General features: G+C 71.2%; 22 protein-coding genes. 10 read left to right on the top strand and 12 right to left on the bottom strand.

The window, feature by feature from the left end:
- Nucleotides 1-13 precede the first annotated feature (13 nt).
- Both ACIQWR_RS00180 and ACIQWR_RS00175 read right to left on the bottom strand, forming a co-directional pair.
- A complete protein-coding gene (locus ACIQWR_RS00180; RefSeq protein WP_404003647.1) occupies nucleotides 14-1,201 on the bottom strand; it encodes an adenylate/guanylate cyclase domain-containing protein in 1,188 nt (395 codons plus the stop codon).
- Nucleotides 1,202-1,340: 139 nt separating this feature from the next.
- Entirely contained in the window at nucleotides 1,341-2,207 is an 867-nt protein-coding gene (locus ACIQWR_RS00175; protein ID WP_404003645.1) for a biotin--[acetyl-CoA-carboxylase] ligase, read from the bottom strand.
- A gap of 130 nt (nucleotides 2,208-2,337) precedes the next feature.
- Between ACIQWR_RS00175 and ACIQWR_RS00170 the strand changes: the two genes are divergently transcribed.
- From ACIQWR_RS00170 to ACIQWR_RS00155, 4 genes are all read left to right on the top strand, one after another.
- The gene (locus ACIQWR_RS00170; protein ID WP_404003642.1) at nucleotides 2,338-3,933 is read left to right on the top strand and encodes an acyl-CoA carboxylase subunit beta; all 1,596 of its coding nucleotides are present in this window, start codon (nucleotides 2,338-2,340) and stop codon (nucleotides 3,931-3,933) included.
- Between the two features lie 28 nt (nucleotides 3,934-3,961).
- A complete protein-coding gene (locus tag ACIQWR_RS00165) occupies nucleotides 3,962-4,171 on the top strand; it encodes an acyl-CoA carboxylase epsilon subunit (protein ID WP_404003640.1) in 210 nt (69 codons plus the stop codon).
- Between the two features lie 105 nt (nucleotides 4,172-4,276).
- Nucleotides 4,277-4,414: a morphogenic membrane protein MmpB gene (gene mmpB, locus ACIQWR_RS00160; protein ID WP_354379760.1), complete on the top strand. Its 138-nt coding sequence runs from the start codon at nucleotides 4,277-4,279 to the stop codon at nucleotides 4,412-4,414.
- A 34-nt stretch (nucleotides 4,415-4,448) separates the two neighbouring features.
- On the top strand, nucleotides 4,449-5,072 hold the full coding sequence (locus ACIQWR_RS00155; RefSeq protein ID WP_404003639.1) for a Maf family protein: 624 nt from the start codon (nucleotides 4,449-4,451) through the stop codon (nucleotides 5,070-5,072).
- Here ACIQWR_RS00155 and ACIQWR_RS00150 read toward each other — a convergent pair.
- The gene (locus ACIQWR_RS00150; RefSeq protein WP_404003637.1) at nucleotides 5,053-5,478 is read right to left on the bottom strand and encodes a hypothetical protein; all 426 of its coding nucleotides are present in this window, start codon (nucleotides 5,476-5,478) and stop codon (nucleotides 5,053-5,055) included. The two genes, ACIQWR_RS00155 and ACIQWR_RS00150, sit on opposite strands and share 20 nt — an antisense overlap.
- 359 nt (nucleotides 5,479-5,837) lie before the next feature.
- Here ACIQWR_RS00150 and ACIQWR_RS00145 point away from each other — a divergent pair, with 359 nt between their 5' ends.
- Nucleotides 5,838-7,601 (top strand): acetyl/propionyl/methylcrotonyl-CoA carboxylase subunit alpha, encoded by a 1,764-nt coding sequence (locus ACIQWR_RS00145; RefSeq protein WP_404003635.1) that lies wholly within the window; start codon nucleotides 5,838-5,840, stop codon nucleotides 7,599-7,601.
- 100 nt (nucleotides 7,602-7,701) lie between these two features.
- On the opposite strand, the gene ACIQWR_RS00140 is transcribed toward ACIQWR_RS00145, so the two are convergent.
- Nucleotides 7,702-8,652, bottom strand: a complete 951-nt coding sequence (locus ACIQWR_RS00140; protein ID WP_404003632.1) for a DeoR/GlpR family DNA-binding transcription regulator — start codon at nucleotides 8,650-8,652, stop codon at nucleotides 7,702-7,704.
- Nucleotides 8,653-8,796: 144 nt separating this feature from the next.
- The gene (locus tag ACIQWR_RS00135) at nucleotides 8,797-10,236 is read right to left on the bottom strand and encodes an NAD(P)H-quinone dehydrogenase (RefSeq protein ID WP_351038327.1); all 1,440 of its coding nucleotides are present in this window, start codon (nucleotides 10,234-10,236) and stop codon (nucleotides 8,797-8,799) included.
- Between the two features lie 172 nt (nucleotides 10,237-10,408).
- Between ACIQWR_RS00135 and ACIQWR_RS00130 the strand changes: the two genes are divergently transcribed.
- The 3 genes from ACIQWR_RS00130 (at nucleotide 10,409) to ACIQWR_RS00120 (ending at nucleotide 13,531) form a co-directional block, all read left to right on the top strand.
- Nucleotides 10,409-10,846 (top strand): gamma-glutamylcyclotransferase, encoded by a 438-nt coding sequence (locus ACIQWR_RS00130; RefSeq protein ID WP_283460507.1) that lies wholly within the window; start codon nucleotides 10,409-10,411, stop codon nucleotides 10,844-10,846.
- Nucleotides 10,847-11,019: 173 nt separating this feature from the next.
- Nucleotides 11,020-11,826 (top strand): purine-nucleoside phosphorylase, encoded by an 807-nt coding sequence (locus ACIQWR_RS00125; protein WP_399259665.1) that lies wholly within the window; start codon nucleotides 11,020-11,022, stop codon nucleotides 11,824-11,826.
- Nucleotides 11,827-11,875: 49 nt separating this feature from the next.
- Nucleotides 11,876-13,531: a phospho-sugar mutase gene (locus tag ACIQWR_RS00120; RefSeq protein WP_404003630.1), complete on the top strand. Its 1,656-nt coding sequence runs from the start codon at nucleotides 11,876-11,878 to the stop codon at nucleotides 13,529-13,531.
- 127 nt (nucleotides 13,532-13,658) lie between these two features.
- Here ACIQWR_RS00120 and ACIQWR_RS00115 read toward each other — a convergent pair whose 3' ends face one another.
- The 3 genes from ACIQWR_RS00115 to ACIQWR_RS00105 form a co-directional block, all read right to left on the bottom strand.
- Entirely contained in the window at nucleotides 13,659-14,837 is a 1,179-nt protein-coding gene (locus ACIQWR_RS00115) for a methyltransferase domain-containing protein (protein ID WP_404003628.1), read from the bottom strand.
- Between the two features lie 9 nt (nucleotides 14,838-14,846).
- On the bottom strand, nucleotides 14,847-14,978 hold the full coding sequence (locus ACIQWR_RS00110; protein WP_404003626.1) for a hypothetical protein: 132 nt from the start codon (nucleotides 14,976-14,978) through the stop codon (nucleotides 14,847-14,849).
- A 247-nt stretch (nucleotides 14,979-15,225) separates the two neighbouring features.
- Nucleotides 15,226-15,456 carry a hypothetical protein gene (locus ACIQWR_RS00105; RefSeq protein WP_404003624.1) on the bottom strand — a complete coding sequence of 77 codons (231 nt, stop codon included), beginning with the start codon at nucleotides 15,454-15,456 and terminating at the stop codon, nucleotides 15,226-15,228.
- A 214-nt stretch (nucleotides 15,457-15,670) separates the two neighbouring features.
- Between ACIQWR_RS00105 and ACIQWR_RS00100 the strand changes: the two genes are divergently transcribed.
- Nucleotides 15,671-16,432: a DUF5919 domain-containing protein gene (locus ACIQWR_RS00100; protein WP_404003621.1), complete on the top strand. Its 762-nt coding sequence runs from the start codon at nucleotides 15,671-15,673 to the stop codon at nucleotides 16,430-16,432.
- Nucleotides 16,419-16,886 carry an NUDIX hydrolase gene (locus ACIQWR_RS00095; RefSeq protein WP_404003618.1) on the top strand — a complete coding sequence of 156 codons (468 nt, stop codon included), beginning with the start codon at nucleotides 16,419-16,421 and terminating at the stop codon, nucleotides 16,884-16,886. The genes ACIQWR_RS00100 and ACIQWR_RS00095 overlap by 14 nt, the downstream gene beginning before the upstream one ends.
- Nucleotides 16,887-16,906: 20 nt before the next feature.
- Here the strand turns inward: ACIQWR_RS00095 and ACIQWR_RS00090 are convergent, their stop codons facing one another.
- From ACIQWR_RS00090 to afsQ1, 4 genes are all read right to left on the bottom strand, one after another.
- Nucleotides 16,907-17,350, bottom strand: coding sequence for a hypothetical protein (locus tag ACIQWR_RS00090; RefSeq protein ID WP_404003616.1), 444 nt, complete (start codon nucleotides 17,348-17,350; stop codon nucleotides 16,907-16,909).
- Nucleotides 17,351-17,457: 107 nt separating this feature from the next.
- Complete coding sequence (locus ACIQWR_RS00085; protein WP_404003613.1) at nucleotides 17,458-18,120, bottom strand: hypothetical protein; 663 nt, start codon at nucleotides 18,118-18,120, stop codon at nucleotides 17,458-17,460.
- Nucleotides 18,121-18,197: 77 nt separating this feature from the next.
- Nucleotides 18,198-19,709 carry a sensor histidine kinase gene (locus ACIQWR_RS00080; protein WP_404003610.1) on the bottom strand — a complete coding sequence of 504 codons (1,512 nt, stop codon included), beginning with the start codon at nucleotides 19,707-19,709 and terminating at the stop codon, nucleotides 18,198-18,200.
- Nucleotides 19,706-20,383: a two-component system response regulator AfsQ1 gene (gene afsQ1, locus ACIQWR_RS00075; protein WP_283460500.1), complete on the bottom strand. Its 678-nt coding sequence runs from the start codon at nucleotides 20,381-20,383 to the stop codon at nucleotides 19,706-19,708. Before afsQ1 ends, ACIQWR_RS00080 begins: the two co-directional genes overlap by 4 nt.
- Nucleotides 20,384-20,565: the final 182 nt, after the last annotated feature.

Genomic DNA, 20,565 nt, shown 5'->3' with positions numbered 1-20,565 from the left:
TGGTTAACGAACGTTACCCAGGGATCTTAGGTGTCCGCCGCGTCAGCAACCAGGGCTCCACGACCCCCAGTCCGCGCACCGGCCGCTGCCACATCGGCTGGAGCGCGAAGCGGTACGTCACCCCGTCCGCGTCGGGACCCGCCTGCGCCTGCTCCTCGGCCGCCTTCTTCTCCGAGACCGGCGACGCCCCGGTACGGCCCAGCTCCTCGGCCATCGCCCCGTCCACGAGCACCGCGTCCTTCGGCGCTATCGAGGTCAGTCGCGAAGCCAGGTTCACGGTGGTCCCGAAGACATCGCCCATCCGGGTCGTCACCGTGCCGAAGGCGATGCCCACCCGCAGCTCGGGCATCTGCGGGTCCTGCTCCATCGTCTCGATCAGGCGCAGCGCGATCTCCGCCGCCGTCCCCGCGTCGTCGGCGCAGTACAGCACCTCGTCGCCGAGGGTCTTGATCAGCCGGCCGCCGTGCGCCGCCACCAGGTCCGCCGCCGTGGTCTCGAAGGCCTCGACCAGCTCGCCCAGCTCCTCCTCCTCCAGGCGCCGGGTCAGCCGGGTGAAGCCCACCAGGTCCGCGAAGCCCACCGCGAGCCGCCGGTCGACCATCTCCTCGTCGTCGGCGACCTGCACCACCCGCCCGGTGGCCGCCGCCAGCTGGCGGCGCCACACGTAGACGAGGAACTCCTCCAGCTCCGGCAGGAGCAGCTCCACCAGCGGGTACGTGACCTCCGTACGGGTCATCCCCGGCTCCGGCGGCTCCGTCAGCCCCTCCAGGAACGAGTCGATCTGCCACTCGGCGAGGCGCGCCGTGGTCTGCCCGGTGGAGCGCGCCACCTGCACCGCCATCGGCTCGCTGAGCAGCCCGGCCTCCACCAGGCCGGCCAGCCGGCGCAGGGCCAGCACGTCCGCCTCGGTGAGCGCCTTGGCCTGCCCGATGTCCGCGAAGCCCATGGCCCGCCAGAAGCGCGACGCCAGCTCCATCGAGACGCCGGCGCTGCGGGCCGCCTGGAAGGGCGTGTACCGGCGCTCGGCGCCCAGGATGAGCTGCTCCAGCCGGATGGCGAGCGGATCCGCCGTCGGCTGGACGGTGTGGTCGACCTCGTGGTGGGGAGTGTGCTGGTCACGCCCGATCGGGGTGCCCGGACCGCTCACGGGTCCGCCGCCCGGGGAGCCGGACGCGCTGGACGTCGGGTCGTCGACGGTCAAGAGCCGCCTCCTGTCCATTCCGTGCGCACTGCCCTGCCGAACCGGTTGATCACCGGGAGCACCGGGATCGCCTAAACCATACGGCAGGTGTGCCGTAGCTCACTCCCCACTCCACCAGCTGTTCATCGCCGGTCCGCGCCTAGTGGATCGACCGCAGGTGGACGACGTCCCCCGCGCCCACCGCTTCGTGCGCGTCGTCCGCCGTCCGGATCACCAGCCGCCCGTCCGCGTCCACCGCTTCGGCCGTTCCGGTCAGCTGCCGCCCGCCGGGCAGCTCCGCCCGCACGTGCCTGCCCAGCGTCGCGCAGCCCGCCGCGTACGTCTCCTGCAGACCGCTGGTCGCCGGGTCGCCGCCGGCCGCCCGCCAGCGCTCGTACCACTGCTCCAGGGAGCGCAGTACGGACTTCAGGAGCGGGTCGCGGTCGGTGACGGTCGCCTTGGCGAGCAGCAGCGAACCGGCCGTGGGCACCGGCAGCTCGTCCTCGGTCAGCGAGACGTTCAGCCCGATCCCGACGACCACCCCGTCACCGACGCGCTCGGCGAGGATGCCGCCGGCCTTGCGCTCCTCGCCGTCCACGGCGACCAGCAGGTCGTTGGGCCACTTGAGGGCGGTGTCCACCCCGGCCGCCCGGGACAGTCCGGTCGCGGTGGCCACCCCGGCGAGCAGGGTCAGCCACCCCCACCGCTCCATCGGCACGTCCGGCCCGGGCCTGAGCAGGACCGAGAAGAACAGCCCGGAGCGCGCGGGGGCCGTCCAGCTGCGGTCGAGGCGCCCGCGCCCGGCGGTCTGCTCCTCGGCGACCAGTACCGCCCCCTCCGGGAGCCGCGCGGCCCGTGCGGCGAGGTCGGTATTGGTGGAGCCGGTGGATCCGGTCACCTCGACCGAGGTCCACAGTCCACCCGGGACCACGAGGGCCCGCTGGAGCGCGGCGGCGGACAGCGGCGGCCGGCTCAGGCTGGACCAGCGGTCGGCGGCGGCTCCGGATGAGGCATCTGATGGCGTCATGCAACCCACAGTAGGTGTGGCAAACGCCGCACTGCCGAGCGCCATGCCCGCCGATACGCTACGCACCAGTAGCCAGCAGCAGTCAATCAATTGACCATGGCAGTTGACCTTCCAGGGAGCCGCGACCCCGATGTCTCAACCCTCAGAGCCGATCGACATCCACACCACCGCGGGCAAGCTCGCGGACCTGCAGCGCCGCATCGACGAGGCGACCCATGCCGGATCCGCGCTCGCCGTGGAGAAGCAGCACGCCAAGGGCAAGCTGACGGCTCGTGAGCGGGTGGCGCTACTGCTGGACGAGGGGTCGTTCGTCGAGCTGGACGGCTTCGCCCGGCACCGCTCGACCAACTTCGGCCTGGAGAAGACCAAGCCCTACGGCGACGGCGTGGTGACCGGCTACGGCACGGTCGACGGGCGCCCGGTGGCCGTGTTCTCGCAGGACTTCACCGTCTTCGGCGGGGCCCTCGGCGAGGTCTACGGGCAGAAGATCATGAAGGTCATGGACTTCGCGCTGAAGACCGGCTGCCCGCTGGTCGGCATCAACGACTCCGGCGGCGCCCGGATCCAGGAGGGCGTCAGCGCGCTCGGCATGTACGGCGAGATCTTCCGCCGCAACGTGCACGCCTCCGGCGTGATCCCGCAGATCAGCCTGGTCGTCGGGCCCTGCGCGGGCGGCGCCGTGTACTCCCCCGCGATCACCGACTTCACGGTGATGGTCGACCAGACCTCGCACATGTTCATCACCGGTCCGGACGTCATCAAGACGGTCACCGGCGAGGACGTCGGCTTCGAGGAGCTGGGCGGCGCCCGCACGCACAACAGCGTCTCGGGCGTGGCCCACCACCTGGCCGGGGACGAGAAGGACGCGATCGAGTACGTGAAGTCGCTCCTCGCGTACCTGCCATCGAACAACCTCTCGGAGCCGCCCGCCTTCCCCGAGGAGGCGGACACCGAGGTCTCGGCCACGGACCTCGAACTGGACACCCTGATCCCGGACAGCGCCAACCAGCCGTACGACATGCACACCGTGATCGAGCACGTCCTGGACGAGGGCGAGTTCCTGGAGACCCAGGGGCTGTTCGCGCCGAACATCCTGACCGGCTTCGGCCGGGTCGAGGGCCACCCGGTGGGCATCGTCGCGAACCAGCCGATGCAGTTCGCGGGCTGCCTGGACATCGACGCGAGCGAGAAGGCCGCCCGCTTCGTGCGGACCTGCGACGCCTTCAACGTGCCGGTGCTGACGTTCGTCGACGTACCGGGCTTCCTGCCGGGCACGGACCAGGAGTACAACGGAATCATCCGGCGCGGCGCGAAGCTGATCTACGCGTACGCCGAGGCCACCGTCCCGCTCATCACCGTGATCACCCGCAAGGCCTTCGGCGGCGCCTACGACGTCATGGGCTCCAAGCACCTCGGCGCCGACCTGAACCTGGCCTGGCCGACCGCGCAGATCGCCGTCATGGGCGCGCAGGGCGCGGTGAACATCCTGCACCGGCGGACGATCGCGGCCGCCAAGGACGAGGCGGAGGCCGAGGCCACCCGGGCCGCGCTGATCGCCGACTACGAGGACACCCTGCTCAACCCGTACACGGCCGCCGAACGCGGTTACATCGACGCGGTGACCATGCCGTCCGAGACCCGGGCGCACATCGTGAAGGGGCTGCGGCAGCTGCGCACCAAGCGCGAGTCGCTGCCGCCGAAGAAGCACGGCAACATTCCCCTGTAGGACCCCGGACCGGACCCTGGAGGTCTCTGTGGTGATCAAGGTGGTCAAGGGCAACCCGACCCCCGAGGAGCTGGCCGCCGCACTGGCGGTGGTCCAAGCGCGCGCGGCGGCGCTGGCAGCGGCGGCGCCGGGCGCTCCTCCGGTCGAGGACGAGTGGGCGGCCCCCTCACGGGTGGCCCGGCGGCGGCTGCCGCAGCCGGGGCCGCGGGCGTGGGGGCGTACGTACTGGCCGTCCTGAGCCGGCGCCCGGGCACGCGCCCGGGCCGAAGATGACGTGAACGGACGGTGGCGCCTGAGTACCCGTACTCAGGCGCCACCGGCGTGCCCGGAGCACGATCGGGTCATGCTCTGGTCCGATCCGAAGAACGAGCCGCCGAAGGACATGCGCGAGGCGCAGTCGATGATCCGCCGGATGAGCGTGGTCCTGGCGCTGGCGATGGTGGTGGTCGTCTACGTCCTCGGCGTGCACGGCCTGCGCTGAGGCCGCCTGCGCCGGGCCCCCCGGGGCTCCTACGATGGCCCCCATGACCGCCACGCCCGCGCAGCCGCGCGCCCTCGTCCTCGCCTCCGCCTCGCCCGCCCGACTGAACCTGCTGCGCCAGGCCGGCCTCGCCCCGCACGTGATCGTCAGCGGGGTGGACGAGGACGCCCTGGAGGCGGACTCGCCGGCCGAGCTGGCGCTCGTCCTGGCCGAGGCGAAGGCCGCCGTGGTGGCGGCGCTGCCCGAGGCCGCGGGGGCGCTGGTGATCGGCTGCGACTCCGTGCTGGAGCTGGACGGGGAGGCGCTGGGCAAGCCCGCCGACGCCGAGGAGGCCGTGGCCCGCTGGAAGGCGATGCGCGGCCGCAGCGGCGTCCTGCGCACCGGGCACTGCCTGATCGACACCGCGAACGGGGCTCAGGTCTCCGCCACCGCGTCCACGACGGTCCGCTTCGGCGAGCCGACGGACGCGGAGGTCGCGGCGTACGTGGCGAGCGGCGAGCCGCTGCACGTGGCCGGGGCGTTCACCCTCGACGGCCGCTCGGCGCCCTTCGTCGACGGCATCGACGGGGACCCGGGCAACGTGATCGGGCTGTCGCTGCCGCTGCTGCGCTCACTGCTGGGCGAACTGGGCGTGTCCATCACGGACTTGTGGACGTGATCTGCATCTCCCCGCTGACCTTGGCGTAGAGCGTCAGGGTCAGCACCAGCAGGCAGAAGATCAGCATCGTGGCCGCGAAGGCGCCCCAGCCGACCAGTGCGGCGGCGAGGGCGCCGAGCACGATGTGGGTGACGGCCGTGACGACGAACAGCACCCGGGCGAAGCGGCCCGGGGGCCGGTCGCGGACCGCGGTGACGGCCAGGAACACCGCCGTCGACAGCAGGAAGATCCCGATGCCCGCGCCCAGGGCGTAGGTGGCCGTCGACATGACGTCAGGGTCCATGCCCGCTATCGACATGGCCTGGTTGTGCGTGGTCGCGCCCAGCACGATGTGGACGAACACCAGCACCGCCGCTTCCACCACAAGAACGATCGCGGCCACCGAGGCCACGAGTCTGCGCAGCACGGCGCCCCCACCCGATCCGCATGCGTCCACAAAAGCGTTCGACTCCTGGAGGCTACTAACGGGTAAACCTCCGGACAAGGGGTCGGGGCCGCTTCGTTACGGGCAAAGAAAGCCGGGCCCGTTGGTAGGGAGTCCACAAAGAAACCCGGCGACCCGCTGACCCCAAACGCAGAGACCTTCGACACACGGCACGGCTAGGGTGCAGTCGGGGATCCCGCTGACCTGGGGCGCCACAAGGGGTGTCGACACTCGAGGGAGCCTCGAATAACGCTCCGTGTGGGCAAGCTCACCTCTGGGGACGGGTCGAAAGGCCGTGTCGGCTGTCCCTAAACTCAGCTTGTTTCAAGGAGGGAGCCATCGTGCGCAAGGTGCTCATCGCCAACCGTGGCGAAATCGCTGTCCGCGTTGCCCGGGCCTGCCGGGATGCCGGGATCGCTAGCGTGTCCGTGTACGCCGATCCGGACCGGGACGCTCTGCACGTCCGCGCGGCCGACGAAGCTTTCGCGCTGGGCGGTGACACCCCGGCCGCCAGCTATCTGGACATCGCGAAGGTCCTTCAGGCGGCTGCCGATTCCGGAGCCGACGCCATCCATCCCGGATACGGCTTCCTGTCGGAGAACGCCGAATTCGCGCAGGCCGTCATCGACGCGGGCCTGACCTGGATCGGCCCGCCCCCGCAGGCCATCCGCGACCTCGGCGACAAGGTCGCCGCCCGACACATCGCGCTGCGCGCCGGGGCCCCCCTCGTCGCCGGCACCCCCGACCCGGTCTCCGGGCCCGACGAGGTCGTCGCCTTCGCCACCGAGCACGGGCTGCCGATCGCGATCAAGGCCGCCTTCGGCGGTGGCGGTCGCGGCCTCAAGGTCGCCCGCACCCTCGAAGAGATCCCGGAGCTCTACGACTCCGCGGTCCGCGAGGCCGTCGCCGCCTTCGGCCGCGGCGAGTGCTTCGTCGAGCAGTACCTCGACAAGCCCCGCCACGTGGAGACCCAGTGCCTGGCCGACTCCCACGGCAACGTGGTCGTCGTCTCCACCCGTGACTGCTCGCTCCAGCGCCGCCACCAGAAGCTGGTCGAGGAAGCCCCCGCCCCGTTCCTGAGCGAGGCGCAGAACGCGGAGCTGTACGCCGCGTCCAAGGCGATCCTCAAGGAGGCCGGCTACGTCGGCGCCGGCACGGTCGAGTTCCTGGTCTCCGCCGACGGCCTGATCTCCTTCCTGGAGGTCAACACCCGCCTCCAGGTCGAGCACCCGGTCACCGAAGAGGTCGCCGGCATCGACCTGGTCCGCGAGATGTTCCGGATCGCCGACGGCGAGGAACTCGGTTACGGCGACCCGGTCCTGCGCGGGCACTCCTTCGAGTTCCGCATCAACGGCGAGGACCCGGGCCGCGGCTTCCTGCCCGCCCCGGGCACGGTCACCCGCTTCGCCCCGCCGTCGGGCCCCGGTGTCCGGCTCGACGCGGGCGTCGAGTCCGGCAGCGTCATCGGCCCCGCCTGGGACTCGCTCCTGGCCAAGCTGATCGTCACCGGCGCCACGCGCGAGCAGGCCCTGCAGCGCGCCGCCCGCGCGCTCGCGGAGTTCGAGATCGAGGGCATGGCCACCGCCGTTCCCTTCCACCGCGCGGTCGTCGTCGACCCCGCGTTCGCGCCCGCCGACGGCAACCCGTTCACGGTCCACACCCGGTGGATCGAGACCGAGTTCGTCAACGAGATCCCCGCCTTCGTGGTCCCCGCGGTCGACGAGGAGCCGGACGAGCCGGGCCGCGAGACCGTCGTGGTCGAGGTCGGCGGCAAGCGCCTGGAGGTCTCGCTGCCCTCCAGCCTGGGCATGACCCTGGCCCGCACCGCGGCCGCCGGGGGCGCCAAGCCCAAGCGGCGCGCCGCGAAGAAGTCCGGCCCGGCCGCGTCCGGCGACACCCTGGCGTCCCCGATGCAGGGAACCATCGTCAAGGTCGCCGTCGAGGAGGGCCAGCAGGTCAACGAGGGCGACCTGATCGTCGTCCTGGAGGCCATGAAGATGGAGCAGCCGCTCAACGCGCACCGCTCCGGCACCGTCGTCGGCCTGGCCGCCGAGGTCGGCGGCTCGGTCACCTCGGGCGCCACGATCTGCGAGATCAAGGACTGAGGTCGTCGGGCCGCGGCGACCGCTGCCCGCACCTCATCGCACCGCACCGACGGGGCCGGATCACTCCGGCCCCGTCGGCGTTGCTCCACGTTCATGCGCCCTAGCGGCGGCGCATGTCCGCGACCCTGGCGCGCTCCCCCGCCTGCTGCTCCAGCATCCCCGAGGGGGCGCTGCGCAGTTGTGCGGTGGGGCCGCCACGGCGTTGTACGGGCAGCGGGGAGTCGCGGCGCGGACGCCGGCCCTGCATGCCGTCGGTGGCCGCGGGGGCGGTGGCCCCCGCGATCGTGATCTGGACGCCCTGGTCGGCCAGCGCCTGGAGCTCGGTGGCGGCCCGGTCGTCGTGCGACTGCGGCTCGTCCGTCACGAGTCGGGTGATGAGGTCCGTGGGCACCGTCTGGAACATGGTGTCCGTGCCGAGCTTGGTGTGGTCGGCCAGGACCACCACCTCGGCGGCCGCCTGCACCAGCGCCCGGTCCACGCTCGCGGAGAGCATGTTGGACGTGGACAGCCCGCGTTCGGCCGTCAGACCGCTCCCGGACAGGAACGCCCGGGAGACGCGCAGCCCTTGGAGGGACTGCTCCGCACCGCTGCCGACCAGGGCGTAGTTGGACCCGCGCAGGGTCCCGCCGGTCATGACGACCTCGACCCGGTTGGCGTGCGCCAACGCCTGGGCGACGAGCAGCGAATTGGTGACGACGGTCAGACCCGGCACCCGGGCGAGCCGACGGGCCAGCTCCTGGGTGGTGGTGCCCGCGCCGACGACGATGGCCTCGCCTTCTTCGACGAGACCCGCCGCGACATCGGCAATGGCGGTTTTCTCCGCCGTCGCGAGATGGGACTTTTGCGGAAAGCCGGACTCCCGCGTGAAACCGCCCGGCAAGACCGCACCGCCGTGCCGGCGGTCGAGGAGTCCTTCTGCCTCCAGTGCCCGCACGTCCCGCCGTACGGTCACTTCGGAGGTCTGGACGACGCGGGCGAGCTCACGGAGCGATACCGCTCCGTTGGCGCGCACCATTTCGAGGATCAATTGACGACGTTCTGCAGCGAACACGAAACTGACAGTAACGCAACCAGTCCGTTCCTTTCAGGGCCCGACGCCGAAATGCAGAAGATGAGAACAGATCGGGCACTGGTGTGATATGCGCGCTTCCGGCGCAACCGGTCACAAGCGGAAGCGCCGGAAGCGGTACGGCAATTACGCCTCGCCGGCCGCCTTGCGCGTGTGCAGCTGGCGGGCCACCTCGGCGATCGACCCCGACAGCGAGGGGTACACGGTGAACGCGTTTGCGATCTGCTCGACCGTCAGGTTGTTGTCGACGGCGATCGAGATGGGGTGGATCAGCTCGCTCGCGCGCGGGGCCACGACCACGCCGCCCACGACGATCCCGGTGCCGGGGCGGCAGAAGAGCTTCACGAAACCGTCGCGGATGCCCTGCATCTTGGCGCGCGGGTTGCGCAGCAGCGGCAGCTTCACGCAGCGGGCGTCGATCTTGCCGGAGTCCACGTCGGCCTGCGTGTAGCCGACGGTGGCGATCTCGGGGTCGGTGAAGACGTTCGAGGACACCGTCTTGAGGTTCAGCGGGGTCACCGCGTCGCCGAGGAAGTGGTACATCGCGATCCGGCCCTGCATGGCCGCGACGGACGCCAGGGCGAAGATCCCGGTGACGTCACCGGCGGCGTACACGCCCGGGGAGGAGGTCCGCGAGACCTTGTCGGTCCAGATGTGCCCGGACTCGGTGAGCCGGACGCCGGACTCCTCCAGGTTCATGTTCCCGGTGTTGGGGATCGCGCCGACCGCCATCAGGCAGTGCGTGCCGGTGATGACGCGGCCGTCGGACAGGGTGACCTCGACCCGGTCGCCGACCCGCTTGGCGGACTCGGCGCGGGAGCGGCCCACGACGTTCATGCCGCGGCGGCGGAACACGTCCTCCAGGACGGCCGCGGCGTCCGGGTCCTCGCCCGGCAGCACGCGGTCGCGGGAGGAGACGAGGGTGACCCGGGAGCCGAGGGCCTGGTAGGCGCCGGCGAACTCGGCGCCGGTGACGCCGGAGCCGACCACGATCAGTTCCTCGGGGAGCTCCTCCAGGTCGTAGACCTGGGTCCAGTTCAGGATCCGCTCGCCGTCGGGCATCGCGTCCGGGATCTCGCGCGGGTGCCCGCCGGTGGCGATCAGGACGGCGTCGGCGGTCAGGATCGTCTCCGTGCCGTCCGCGGCCGTCACGATGACGTCACGGGTGCCGTCGATGCCCTGGGGGCCGCCGAGCTTGCCGCGGCCGCGCAGCACGCGGGCGCCCGCCCGGGTGACGGAGGCCGTGATGTCGTGCGACTGGGCCAGCGCGAGGCGCTTGACCCGTCGGTTGACCTTGCCGAGGTCCACGCCGACCACCCGGGCCGCCTGTTCCAGCGGCGGGGTGTCGTCGGCGACGACGATGCCCAGCTCCTCGTAGGACGAGTCGAAGGTCGTCATCACCTCGGCGGTGGCGATCAGGGTCTTGGAGGGCACGCAGTCGGTGAGCACCGATGCCCCGCCCAGACCGTCGCAGTCCACGACGGTCACCTCCGCGCCGAGCTGGGCGCCTACCAGGGCCGCCTCGTATCCGCCGGGGCCGCCGCCGATGATCACGATCCGGGTCACGAAAAGTCCGCCTCACGTCTACCCGGCCGGCTGCCCCCCGGCCGGGGTTCCGGGGGGTCTCCCCGGGGGATGCATTCCGTGCCCCATTGTCCCGCACGCATCAAGGTGCTTCGCGCCCGGTCCCGCCATCCGGGCACGCGTCCATCGCCGTACCTCCCGTACCCTCGACCTCATGTCGCTCTACGCCGCGTACGCCGGCAACCTCGACCCGCGGCTGATGACGCGCCGCGCTCCGCATTCCCCGCTGCGCGGAACGGGGTGGCTGAACGACTGGCGGCTGACGTTCGGCGGGGAACAGATGGGCTGGGAAGGCGCGCTCGCCACGATCGTGGAAGCGCCCCGCCACCAGGTCTTCGTCGCCCTGTACGACGTCGCGCCGCTGGACGAGGAGTCCATGGACCGCTGGGAAGGTGTCGGGCTCGACATCTACCGCAGGATGCGGGTGCGCGTGCACACGCTGGACGGCGAGGAGGCCGCCTGGGTGTACGTGCTGAACGGCTACGAGGGCGGGCTGCCCTCGGCGCGCTACCTCGGGGAGCTGGCGGACGCCGCCGAATCCGCGGGCGCGCCGCACGACTACGTGATGGAACTGCGCAAGCGGCCCTGCTGACCCGGTCGGGTCCGGCGCGCCGCGCCGGACCCCCGCCGGGCCCCTCACCGCGCCGGGCCGGGCCCGCGCCGGGCCCCGCCGGGACATTTGGTCGGAAACGACAAGGCAACGATCCGAACACCGTGAGCTGTGCCATCTACGCGCGTAGGGGCAGAGCGGTTACGCTCGTCCGCGTGAACGCATCTGTTACCGATCCCCATGCCGCCGCCGACGCCGCGGCCGCGCGTCTGCGTGAGCTGACCGGCGCCGAGACCCACGACGTCGCCCTCGTCATGGGCTCCGGCTGGGCACCCGCCGCCGAAGCGCTCGGCGCTCCCGAGGCCGAATTCCCGGTCACCGAACTCCCGGGCTTCCCCCCGCCCGCCGTCGAAGGCCACGGCGGCAAGATCCGCTCGTACAAGATCGGCGACAAGCGCGCGCTGCTCTTCCTCGGCCGGACCCACTACTACGAGGGCCGCGGCGTCGCCGCCGTCGCGCACGGCGTCCGTACCGCCGTCGCCGCCGGCTGCAAGACGATCGTCCTCACCAACGGCTGCGGCGGCCTGCGCGCGGGCATGCGCCCCGGCCAGCCGGTCCTGATCAGCGACCACCTCAACCTGACGGCCACCTCGCCCATCATCGGCGCGAACTTCGTGGACCTGACCGACCTGTACTCGCCGCGCCTGCGCGCGATGTGCAAGGAGATCGACCCGTCGCTGGAAGAGGGCGTCTACGTCCAGTTCCCCGGCCCGCACTACGAGACCCCGGCCGAGATCAACATGATCCGCGTCATGGGCGCGGACCTGGTCGGCATGTCCACCGTGCTGGAGGCCATCGCGGCCCGTGAGGCCGGCGCGGAGGTCCTGGGCATCTCCCTGGTCACCAACCTGGCGGCGGGCCTGTCGGGCGAGCCGCTCAACCACGAAGAGGTCCTGCAGGCCGGCCGCGACTCGGCCGCCCGCATGGGTCAGCTGCTCACCCAGGTCCTCGCCCGGATCTGAGCCATCCGGGCCGGCGGTACGCGAGGTTACGAGAGGTAAGGCGGAAGCAGTGCAGGAACAGGACGACCTGATCGGCCGGGCGCAGGCCTGGCTCGCGGAGGACCCGGACCCGGAGACCGCCGAGGAGCTGGCCGGGCTCATCGAGAAGCGGGATCTGGACGAGCTGGCGGACCGGTTCTCCGGCCTGCTCCAGTTCGGCACGGCCGGGCTCCGCGGCGAGCTGGGCGCGGGCCCGATGCGGATGAACCGCAACGTGGTCATCCGCGCCGCGGCGGGCCTCGCGGCCTACCTGAAGGCGCAGGGACACGCGGGCGGCCTGGTGGTCGTCGGCTACGACGCGCGCTACAAGTCGGCGGACTTCGCGCGGGACACCGCCGCCGTGATGACCGGTGCCGGTCTGCGCGCGGCCGTCCTGCCCCGACCGCTGCCGACGCCGGTCCTGGCGTACGCCATAAGGCACCTGGGCGCCGTCGCCGGTGTCGAGGTGACCGCGAGCCACAACCCTCCCCGGGACAACGGCTACAAGGTCTACCTCGGCGACGGCTCCCAGATCGTGTCCCCGGCGGACGTGGAGATCGCGGCCGAGATCGACGCGATCGGCGCGCTGGCCGACGTACCGCGTCCGGACAGCGGCTGGGAGGACCTCGGTGACGAGGTCCTGGAGGCCTACCTGGCGCGTACGGACGCGGTCCTGACCCCTGGGTCGCCGCGGACCGTGCGGACCGTCTACACGGCCATGCACGGCGTCGGCAAGGACGTCGTCCTGGCGGCCTTCGCCCGGCACGGCTTCCCGGCGCCGGTGCTCGTCGCCGAGCAGGCCGAGCCGGACCCGGCCTTCCCGACGGTGGCCTTCCCCAACCCGGAGGAGCCGGGGGCGATGGACCTGTCCTTCGCCACGGCCGCCCGGGCGAACCCGGACATCGTGATCGCGAACGACCCGGACGCGGACCGCTGCGCCGTGGCCGTCCCGGACGACGCCTCGGCGTCGGGCTGGCGGATGCTGCGCGGCGACGAGGTCGGCGCCCTGCTGGCGGCGCACCTGGTGGCCAAGGGCGCGCGCGGCACCTTCGCGGAATCGATCGTCTCGTCCTCGCTCCTGGGCCGGATCGCCGAGGCCGCGGGCCTGCCCTACGAGGAGACCCTCACGGGCTTCAAGTGGATCGCCCGGGTCGAGGGCCTGCGCTACGGGTACGAGGAAGCGCTGGGCTACTGCGTGGACCCCGAGGGCGTCCGCGACAAGGACGGCGTGACCGCCGCCCTGCTGGTGGCCGAGCTGGCCTCCGTGCTCAAGGAGCAGGGCCGCACCCTGACCGACCTGCTGGACGACCTGGCGATGGCCCACGGCCTGCACGCCACCGACCAGCTGTCGGTCCGGGTCGAGGACCTGTCGGTCATCGCCTCGGCGATGGCGGCGCTGCGCGCGAACCCGCCGGTCTCGCTGGCGGGCCTGCGGGTGGTCTCGGCGGAGGACCTGAACGAGGGCACGGCGTCGCTGCCGCCCACCGACGGCCTGCGCTACCACCTGGACGGCGCCTACAAGGCCCGCGTGATCGTCCGCCCCTCCGGCACCGAGCCCAAGCTCAAGTGCTACCTGGAGGTCGTCGTCCCGGTCGCGGACGCCCCGGACCTGACCCCGGCCCGCACCCGCGGCCAGCAGGTCCTGGACGCGATCAAGAAGGACCTGGCGGCGGCTGCGGGCATCTGATCTCCACGCGCACCTCGCACCGCTCCGCGGGCTTCGGCCCGCTGCGCCGGACTCCGTCCGTCGGTCTGCGGCCCCCCGAGCACCTCTCGCTCGGGGGGCCGTCGGCGTCCGGAGGGACGTACGGGTGTCAGGTCAGGTCGGGTACGGGGTTGTCCGAAGTGTCGAGCCATGGCACGTGCGCGCCCTCGGCGGTGACCGTCAGCCCGAACCGCTCCGGTCCTGGGCGGCCCGCGTCGCGCCACCAGACGTAGCCCGCCTCCACCGACTCCCACAGGCGTCGGGGTCCGTGTTCCCACACGGTGAAACGGTCAGATCTCTTCCCGTCCCAGTCCACCGCCGCCCACGATCTCGCATCCGTCGTGGCCAGCCACAGGCGTGAGGCCACGCCCCTGACGTCGGGGTTGTCATGCCAGGTCCGCCAGACGTCGCCGAGCTGGAGACCGACCGCGAACTGCGCCGCCCAGTCGTCCCCGGAGACCGCCCACGGGGACAGCCGCGTGGACGACTCCGCCGGAACGTGCTCGTCGCGCAGTACGTCCCGATAGATCCTCAGGTCCGTACGCTGCCCGCGCATCAGCATGAATGCCGAGTGCGGTGAGAAGGTGCCCGAGGCGCCGCCGTAGCCGTCCACGGTCAACCGCACGAGCCCGTAGCAGAACCACGGCGACTCCCACGGCGCCAGGATCACGCCACCCGGCTTCGTCTGTGCGATCCAGGCCGGCGGAATCGATCGCACCGAGCACGTGGCGATCACCCGGTCGTATCGGCCGCCCTCCTCGTACCCGAAGGCACCGTCACCACAGATCACCCGCGGCTCCAGCCCCACGCTCCCGAGGCGCACCGCAGCCCGAGCGGACAGCTCCGGATCCACCTCGATCGTGGTGACGCGCTCCGGCGCCAGGCGCTGCGCGAGCAGGCCCGCGTTCCACCCCGTACCGGTGCCGATCTCCAGGACGCTCTGCCCAGCGGTCACGTCCAGCATGTCGAGCATGCGGAAGACGATGGAGGGAGCCGAGGCGGAAGAGGAGGCCCAGCGATCCTCAGGTTCCGCGGGCCGCCCGTCGTTGACCTGGGTGACCACAGGCGTGTCCGCGTACGCATGACGCAGCCAGGTTTCCGGCGCGGCCTCCCGCGAGCACTCCGCCAGGTCATCGCCCAACCAGACCGTCTCGGGCAGAAAGGCGTGCCGGGGCACGGCCCAGTACGCGGCTTCCCACACGGGGGCCGGCGGGGCCCCGAGACTCTCGTTCACCGAGTCGAGCAGGCCGCGCATGGCGGCCCGCTCCGCTGCTCCGATCAGTGTCATTCCCGCGGCCTACTTTTCCTTGTGCTTCGGGTCCGGCTTCGGCTTCTCGGTGTCCGACGACGGCTTGGCCGTGCCGGGATCCTTTTTCCCCGCGTGCTTGCCGTCACCACCGCCGCCACCCTTTCCCGTTCCCCAACCCATCGCAGTCTCCTTTGACTTGTGTTGATCGTTCAGGACGTTCGCGAGGCGGGAAGTAGCGACCGCGCCGCTACCGAGCGCTGCCCCACACACCGCGGGCACTCACACGGCGGATATCGGCCCGGGTCCGACAGGATGACCACCGAGTCCCCCTCACGCACCTCGGACGCACGCCCCCAGCTCCGACCCGAATCCCTGGACACCCGCACGGTCATCAGCACGCGCGCTTCCCGGGCGCCCAAGCCCCGGATCACAGCCGCCGTCCCGACGTACTGACCACCGGAGGGTGGCGACGCAGGCGATCGGCACGCCTCTGGACGACGGCCAGGCTGTCCGGGTCGGTGGTCACCCACTGCGGCGCCAAGAGCGCGTCGGCGGAGCGCAGCACCCACACCGTGCCCGCAGCCACGTCGGTGACGACGGCCAGCTGACCGTCTTCGTCCTCGACGAGGTCGCCGATCCACGCTCGGGGACCGTTCATGACGTGGCCACGGTTGTCTGACTACACACGGGTGATCTCCTTGGTCTCCGCGATCGGGGTCAACTCCCGCCCCCACGTAGCTACTCAATGCAGTCAGGCGGGTACGCACCGATGTTCCGTCCCCCGTCAGAACGTTGCTACCGCGTTTGCAGGACGTTTGGGACGTCTAGCCCCTACCGTTCGTCCCGTCCTCGACGGCCCACGGAGGCGAACTGTGAATCAGGCACTGCGTCGCGCGATGGCGAATGCCAACATGACCGAAAAGCAGCTCGCAGAAGCCTGTGGCGTCGACGCAAAGACGGTTGGTCGGTGGATCACCGAGTCGAGCCGCATCCCCCATGCCCGCCATCGGTGGGCAGCTTGCGAGGCATTAAGCGAGGAGGAGGCCGCCTTGTGGCCCAACGCCATCCGATCGGCACTCACCACAGGACCGGACAGAGAGATCGTCCAGGTCTTCCCCTACCGCTCGGCCGCACCGGCAAGTCTGTGGCGGTCTCTCGTGACGCAGGCCCGACGAGATCTCGTCTTCGCCGGGTACACCAACTACTTCCTGTGGCTTGAACAGGCCAATTTTTCGGGCGCTCTCCGCCGAAAGGCGCAGAGTGGATGCAGGGTTAGGTTCCTGGTCGGGGACCCAAAGAGTTCCGTCACCGCGGCGCGCGAAGCCGAGGAGGACGTACCGTTGACGCTCTCCACCCGCATCGCCGTAACGTTGAAGGAGTTGGAGCGGCTGCGCGATGTGAGCAACATCGAGGGGCGCTTCGAGACGGGCCATGTCAACCTGTCCGTCTTCCAGTTCGACGATCAAATGATCGTCACACCGATCCTCGCCCGCAGAGTCGGACACGATTCACCGATGATGCATCTACGACGCAGGCAGGCGGACGGCATGTTCGACCGGTTCGCCGACCACGTCGAAGAACTGTGGAGCCGAGGGCGCGACATCAGGGAGGGCACCGGCGGTGGCCAGGCGTGATTACGAGGACGACCCCGACGCCCCGCGGGCGAACAGTCTGGTGCCGGCCGCTTCGGCGGTCGTGGTCGACGGCGAGGGGCGGGTGCTGTTGCAGCGCCGCACGGACAACGGGATGTGGGCCCTGCCGGGCGGGAAGATGGAGCTCGGGGAGTCCATCGGCGACTGCGCGGTCCGGGAGACCCTTGAGGAGACGGGCGTGACGGTCGAGGTCACGGGCATCGTCGGGACGTACACCGACCCCGGCCACGTCTTCGCGTACGACGACGGCGAGGTGCGGCAGGAGTTCTCGATCTGCCTGCTCGCCCGTCCCACCGGGGGCACGCTCCGGACGTCCGACGAGTCGTTCGAGGTGGCGTGGTGCGCACCGGACGCCATCGACGACCTCCCGATGGTGGCCAGCATCCGCAAGCGCATCGACGACTGGCGGGCGGGGCGGGGGCCCGTGGTCCGCTGACGACAAGCGGATTCAGGCTGTCACCGGAGCACGGAGGCCGCGTCATCGCTCTGGGCCTGGTAGACGGTCACGATCGAAGCCACGGCGTCGACTTCGAGCGGCCCGGTGATCTTCAGCCAGACCAGTTCGGGCAGGTCCTCGGAGCGATCCAGTCGGCCGACCGCCTCTGCGGGCCAGGGCGACGGCAGCTTCGGCAGGTGGACGAGGGACATCTCGTCGATGAAGGAGCCGCCGAGTCCGGGACTCCACGGGCGGACCGAGTGGAGATTCGACAGCGAGATCACTACATCGGGCTTCCACGGTCCCTCGCGCAGCCACACGTCCAGCGTGTTGTCCTTGCGGTCCTCGTTGGCCTCGTCCAACGAGATGCGGTCGATGGAGTAGCTGACGCAGGATTCCAGCGTCAGCGCCGCATTCGCGCACCGGTTCTTGAAGGCATCGGTTGCCCTGTGTTCGTCGTCCACGGCACGAGGTTAAGGCGAGTGGAACGGGACACGGAAGTGCTCCCCCACCGGTACCGGTACCGGTACCGGTACCCTCGCCGGGCGGCTCGATGACTGCGAGCGCGGCGTCAAGAAGGGCTCTGCATCGGGCTGCTCGCGCTCGGGCTGCCGCTCGGTCTGACCACGTCGCCCAGGGTCGGGATCGACTCCGGGCGGGCGCGGACCGCGTCCGTGCACTCCCAGGTCCGCGGCGGGTCCGCGTCCGGGCCGCCCAGGACCACCGGGCCCGAGCCCAGGCCCGTCGCCTCGCTGCCGGCCAGCGTGCAGACGATCTGGGACAGGGCGATCGGGGTCAGGTCCTCCGGCTTGCGGCTCAGCCGCAGCGTGCCCTCGGGGTCGCCGGGCCGCGGCGCACCGGCCGACAGGTTCTGCGGCACGCCGGTGCTGAACCCCGCGTCCGCCTCCTGCCCCGACGGCGGCCGCTCCAGCGCCTCCAGCAGCGCCTGGGCGACCAGGGCCAGCGGGTCGCGCGCCGTGCTCTTCTCCGGCAGCGGCACCACCCGTTCCACGCCCACCAGCTGCGATCCGCAGAGCAGTTGCACGCTGGCCCGGAACCCCTGCGGGTCCGCGCCCGGCTGGGCGGGCGTGTCGCAGGACACCCGCGAGGGAGCCGCCCCGACGTCGACCGGGACCGTCGTGGCCCGGATGCCGCAGCCGACCGTACCGGCCAACAATCCCGCGGCGGCAGCGCCGAAGAGCAGCCCGTTGCGCATCCGCCTCATGCGGTTCATGCGGTTCATCCGGCCCATCTGGTTCGTCCGGCTCGGCCGGCTCGTCTGGTTCACCCGGCTCGTTCGGCCCACCCGGCTCATCCGCCCGCCCCGCCGCCCAGGTCCACCGGCAGCTTCAGCGTGAACACCGCACCGCCGCCGTCCCCGTTGGCGGCGGTGATCTCACCGCCCTGGATGTGGGCGTTCTCCACCGCGATGGACAGGCCCAAGCCGCTGCCGTCCGATCGCGGCCGGGAGGCGCTCGCCTTGTAGAAGCGGTCGAAGACGTGCGGCAGCACCTCCTCGGGGATCCCGGGCCCGTTGTCCTTGACCTCGATGACCAGCCACGACACGCCCTCGGCGTCCTCCGCGGGATCCGAGACCCGTACCGAGACACGCACCGGCGAACCGCCGTGCTTGAGGGCGTTGCCGATCAGGTTCGCGAGGATCACGTCGAGGCGGCGCGGGTCGAGGCGCGCCATGATGCCGCGCTCCGCGTCCAGTTCCACCGCGTCCAGCCAGGCCCGCGCGTCGATGCAGGCCGTGACCTGGTCGGCGACGTCGACGTCGTCGAGCACCAACCGGGCCGTTCCCGCGTCGAAGCGGGTGACCTCCATGAGGTTCTCGACCAGCTCGTTGAGCCGGCGGGTCTCGCTCACGACCAGCCCGACCGCCGGTGCGATCATCGGGTCCAGCGTGTCGGCCTCCTCTTCGAGGATCTCGGCGACCGCCGTCAACGCCGTCAGCGGGGTGCGCAGTTCGTGGGACATGTCGGCGACGAAGCGCCGGCTCGACTCCTCCCGCGCGCTCATGTCGGCGACCTTCTTCTCCAGCGCCTCGGCCGTCTTGTTGAAGGTGTGCGACAGGTCGGCCAGTTCGTCCGTCCCGGACACCTCCAGCCGCGTGTCCAGCTCCCCCTCGCCGAGCTTGCGCGCCGCGTCCCCGAGCCGCTGCACGGGCTTGAGCACGGTCCGGGCCGCCGCCTGCGCGAGCAGCGCCGAGCCCAGCAGGGCGAGCCCGGTCGCGATGCACAGCGACCAGGCGAGCGCGTTCAGGTCGTCCCGCTCCTGGGCGAGCGACTTGTACATGTAGCCGGTCGGCCCGCCGCCCACGATCCGCGTCCCGCCGACCAGGTACGGGTTGCCGCGCGGCTTCGTGCGCTGCCAGTACATGTGGTACTCGGCACTGTTGGCCGAGGTGGTCTTCTGCCGGTCGTTGACGGCCTGCTGGAGGGACTTGGGTACGTCGTCCAGCCCGAAGGAGTCGGTACCCGCGGTCCCGAAGATCTTGCGCCCGTCCTTGCCCTCGCGCACCAGCAGCACGCTGTAGCCGGGGCTGCTGCCCGCCATCAACTCGGCGGTGCGCTGGAGCTCCTCCTGCGAGGGGTCGGCGGGCAGCGCCGCCGCCCGGTTCTGCATCTCCTGCCGGAAGTCGCCGAGCGCCGCGTCCTGGGTACGCGTGAGGACCGCCTCGCGGTTGAGCCAGTACGCGATCCCCGAAGCCGAGACCGCCGCCGTCAGCGCGACCAGCGCGAAGACCAGGAGCAGCCGCAGGCGCAGGCTCGTCCAGCGCCGTCGCGCGAGCAGCGACTCCGCAGCCGCACGGATCACTGCGGGGAGTCCAGGCGGTAGCCGACGCCGCGCACGGTACGGATGAGCGTCGGCGAGGAGGGGATCTCCTCCACCTTGGCGCGCAGCCGCTGGACGCACGCGTCGACCAGGCGCGAGTCGCCGAGGTAGTCGTGCTCCCAGACCAGCCGCAGCAGCTGCTGGCGCGAGAGCGCCTGACCGGGCCGCCGGCTCAGCTCCAGCAGCAGGCGCAGCTCGGTCGGCGTGAGCTGGAGGTCCTCGCCGTTCTTGGTCACGGTCATGGCGGCGCGGTCGATCACCAGCGAGCCGAAGACCGCCGAATCGGTGGCCTCGCGCTCGCCACGGCGCAGCACGGCCCGGATCCGGGCGTCGAGCACCCGGCCCTGGACGGGTTTGACGACGTAGTCGTCGGCCCCCGACTCCAGGCCGACGACGACATCGATGTCGTCGTTGCGCGCGGTCAGCAGGATGATCGGCAGCTGGTCGGTGCGCCGGATCCGGCGGCACACCTCGAAACCGTCGATCCCGGGCAGCATCACATCCAGCACGATCAGATCCGGCCGCTGCTCTCGCAGCAGTTTCAGGCCGTCCTCACCCGTCGCCGCGGTGGCCACACGGTGGCCCTGGCGTGACAGGGAGAGTTCGAGGGCCGTGCGGATGGCGTCGTCGTCCTCGATCAGCAACAGGAAAGGCACGGGCTCATTCTGTCCCATCGACCGTCGGGCGTACGACCGTCGTGCGGCGAACTCCTGCAAGGAGCTCCGTCCACAGGTGCCTGTGACAGGCCTGTGACAGTCGAAGGACACCCCGGTTATCTCACCGGGGCAGGCTTCTACCAACGCACAGGACGAAGAACCGAAGCAGACACACTCCACGA

The sequence above is a fragment of the Streptomyces sp. NPDC098789 genome, from assembly GCF_044759975.1.
Taxonomy (GTDB): Bacteria; Actinomycetota; Actinomycetes; order Streptomycetales; family Streptomycetaceae; genus Streptomyces.
This window is presented reverse-complemented; position numbering and strand designations above follow the sequence as displayed.

Coding starts and splice junctions, on each gene's coding strand:
- mmpB (WP_354379760.1), top strand. CDS start 4,277: ATGCTCTGGTCCGATCCGAAGAACGAGCCGCCGAAGGACATGCGCGAG.
- ACIQWR_RS00155 (WP_404003639.1), top strand. CDS start 4,449: ATGGCCCCCATGACCGCCACGCCCGCGCAGCCGCGCGCCCTCGTCCTC.
- ACIQWR_RS00170 (WP_404003642.1), top strand. CDS start 2,338: ATGTCTCAACCCTCAGAGCCGATCGACATCCACACCACCGCGGGCAAG.
- ACIQWR_RS00115 (WP_404003628.1), bottom strand. CDS start 14,837: ATGACACTGATCGGAGCAGCGGAGCGGGCCGCCATGCGCGGCCTGCTC.
- ACIQWR_RS00175 (WP_404003645.1), bottom strand. CDS start 2,207: ATGACGCCATCAGATGCCTCATCCGGAGCCGCCGCCGACCGCTGGTCC.
- ACIQWR_RS00130 (WP_283460507.1), top strand. CDS start 10,409: ATGTCGCTCTACGCCGCGTACGCCGGCAACCTCGACCCGCGGCTGATG.
- ACIQWR_RS00085 (WP_404003613.1), bottom strand. CDS start 18,120: ATGAACCGCATGAGGCGGATGCGCAACGGGCTGCTCTTCGGCGCTGCC.
- ACIQWR_RS00105 (WP_404003624.1), bottom strand. CDS start 15,456: ATGAACGGTCCCCGAGCGTGGATCGGCGACCTCGTCGAGGACGAAGAC.
- ACIQWR_RS00110 (WP_404003626.1), bottom strand. CDS start 14,978: ATGGGTTGGGGAACGGGAAAGGGTGGCGGCGGTGGTGACGGCAAGCAC.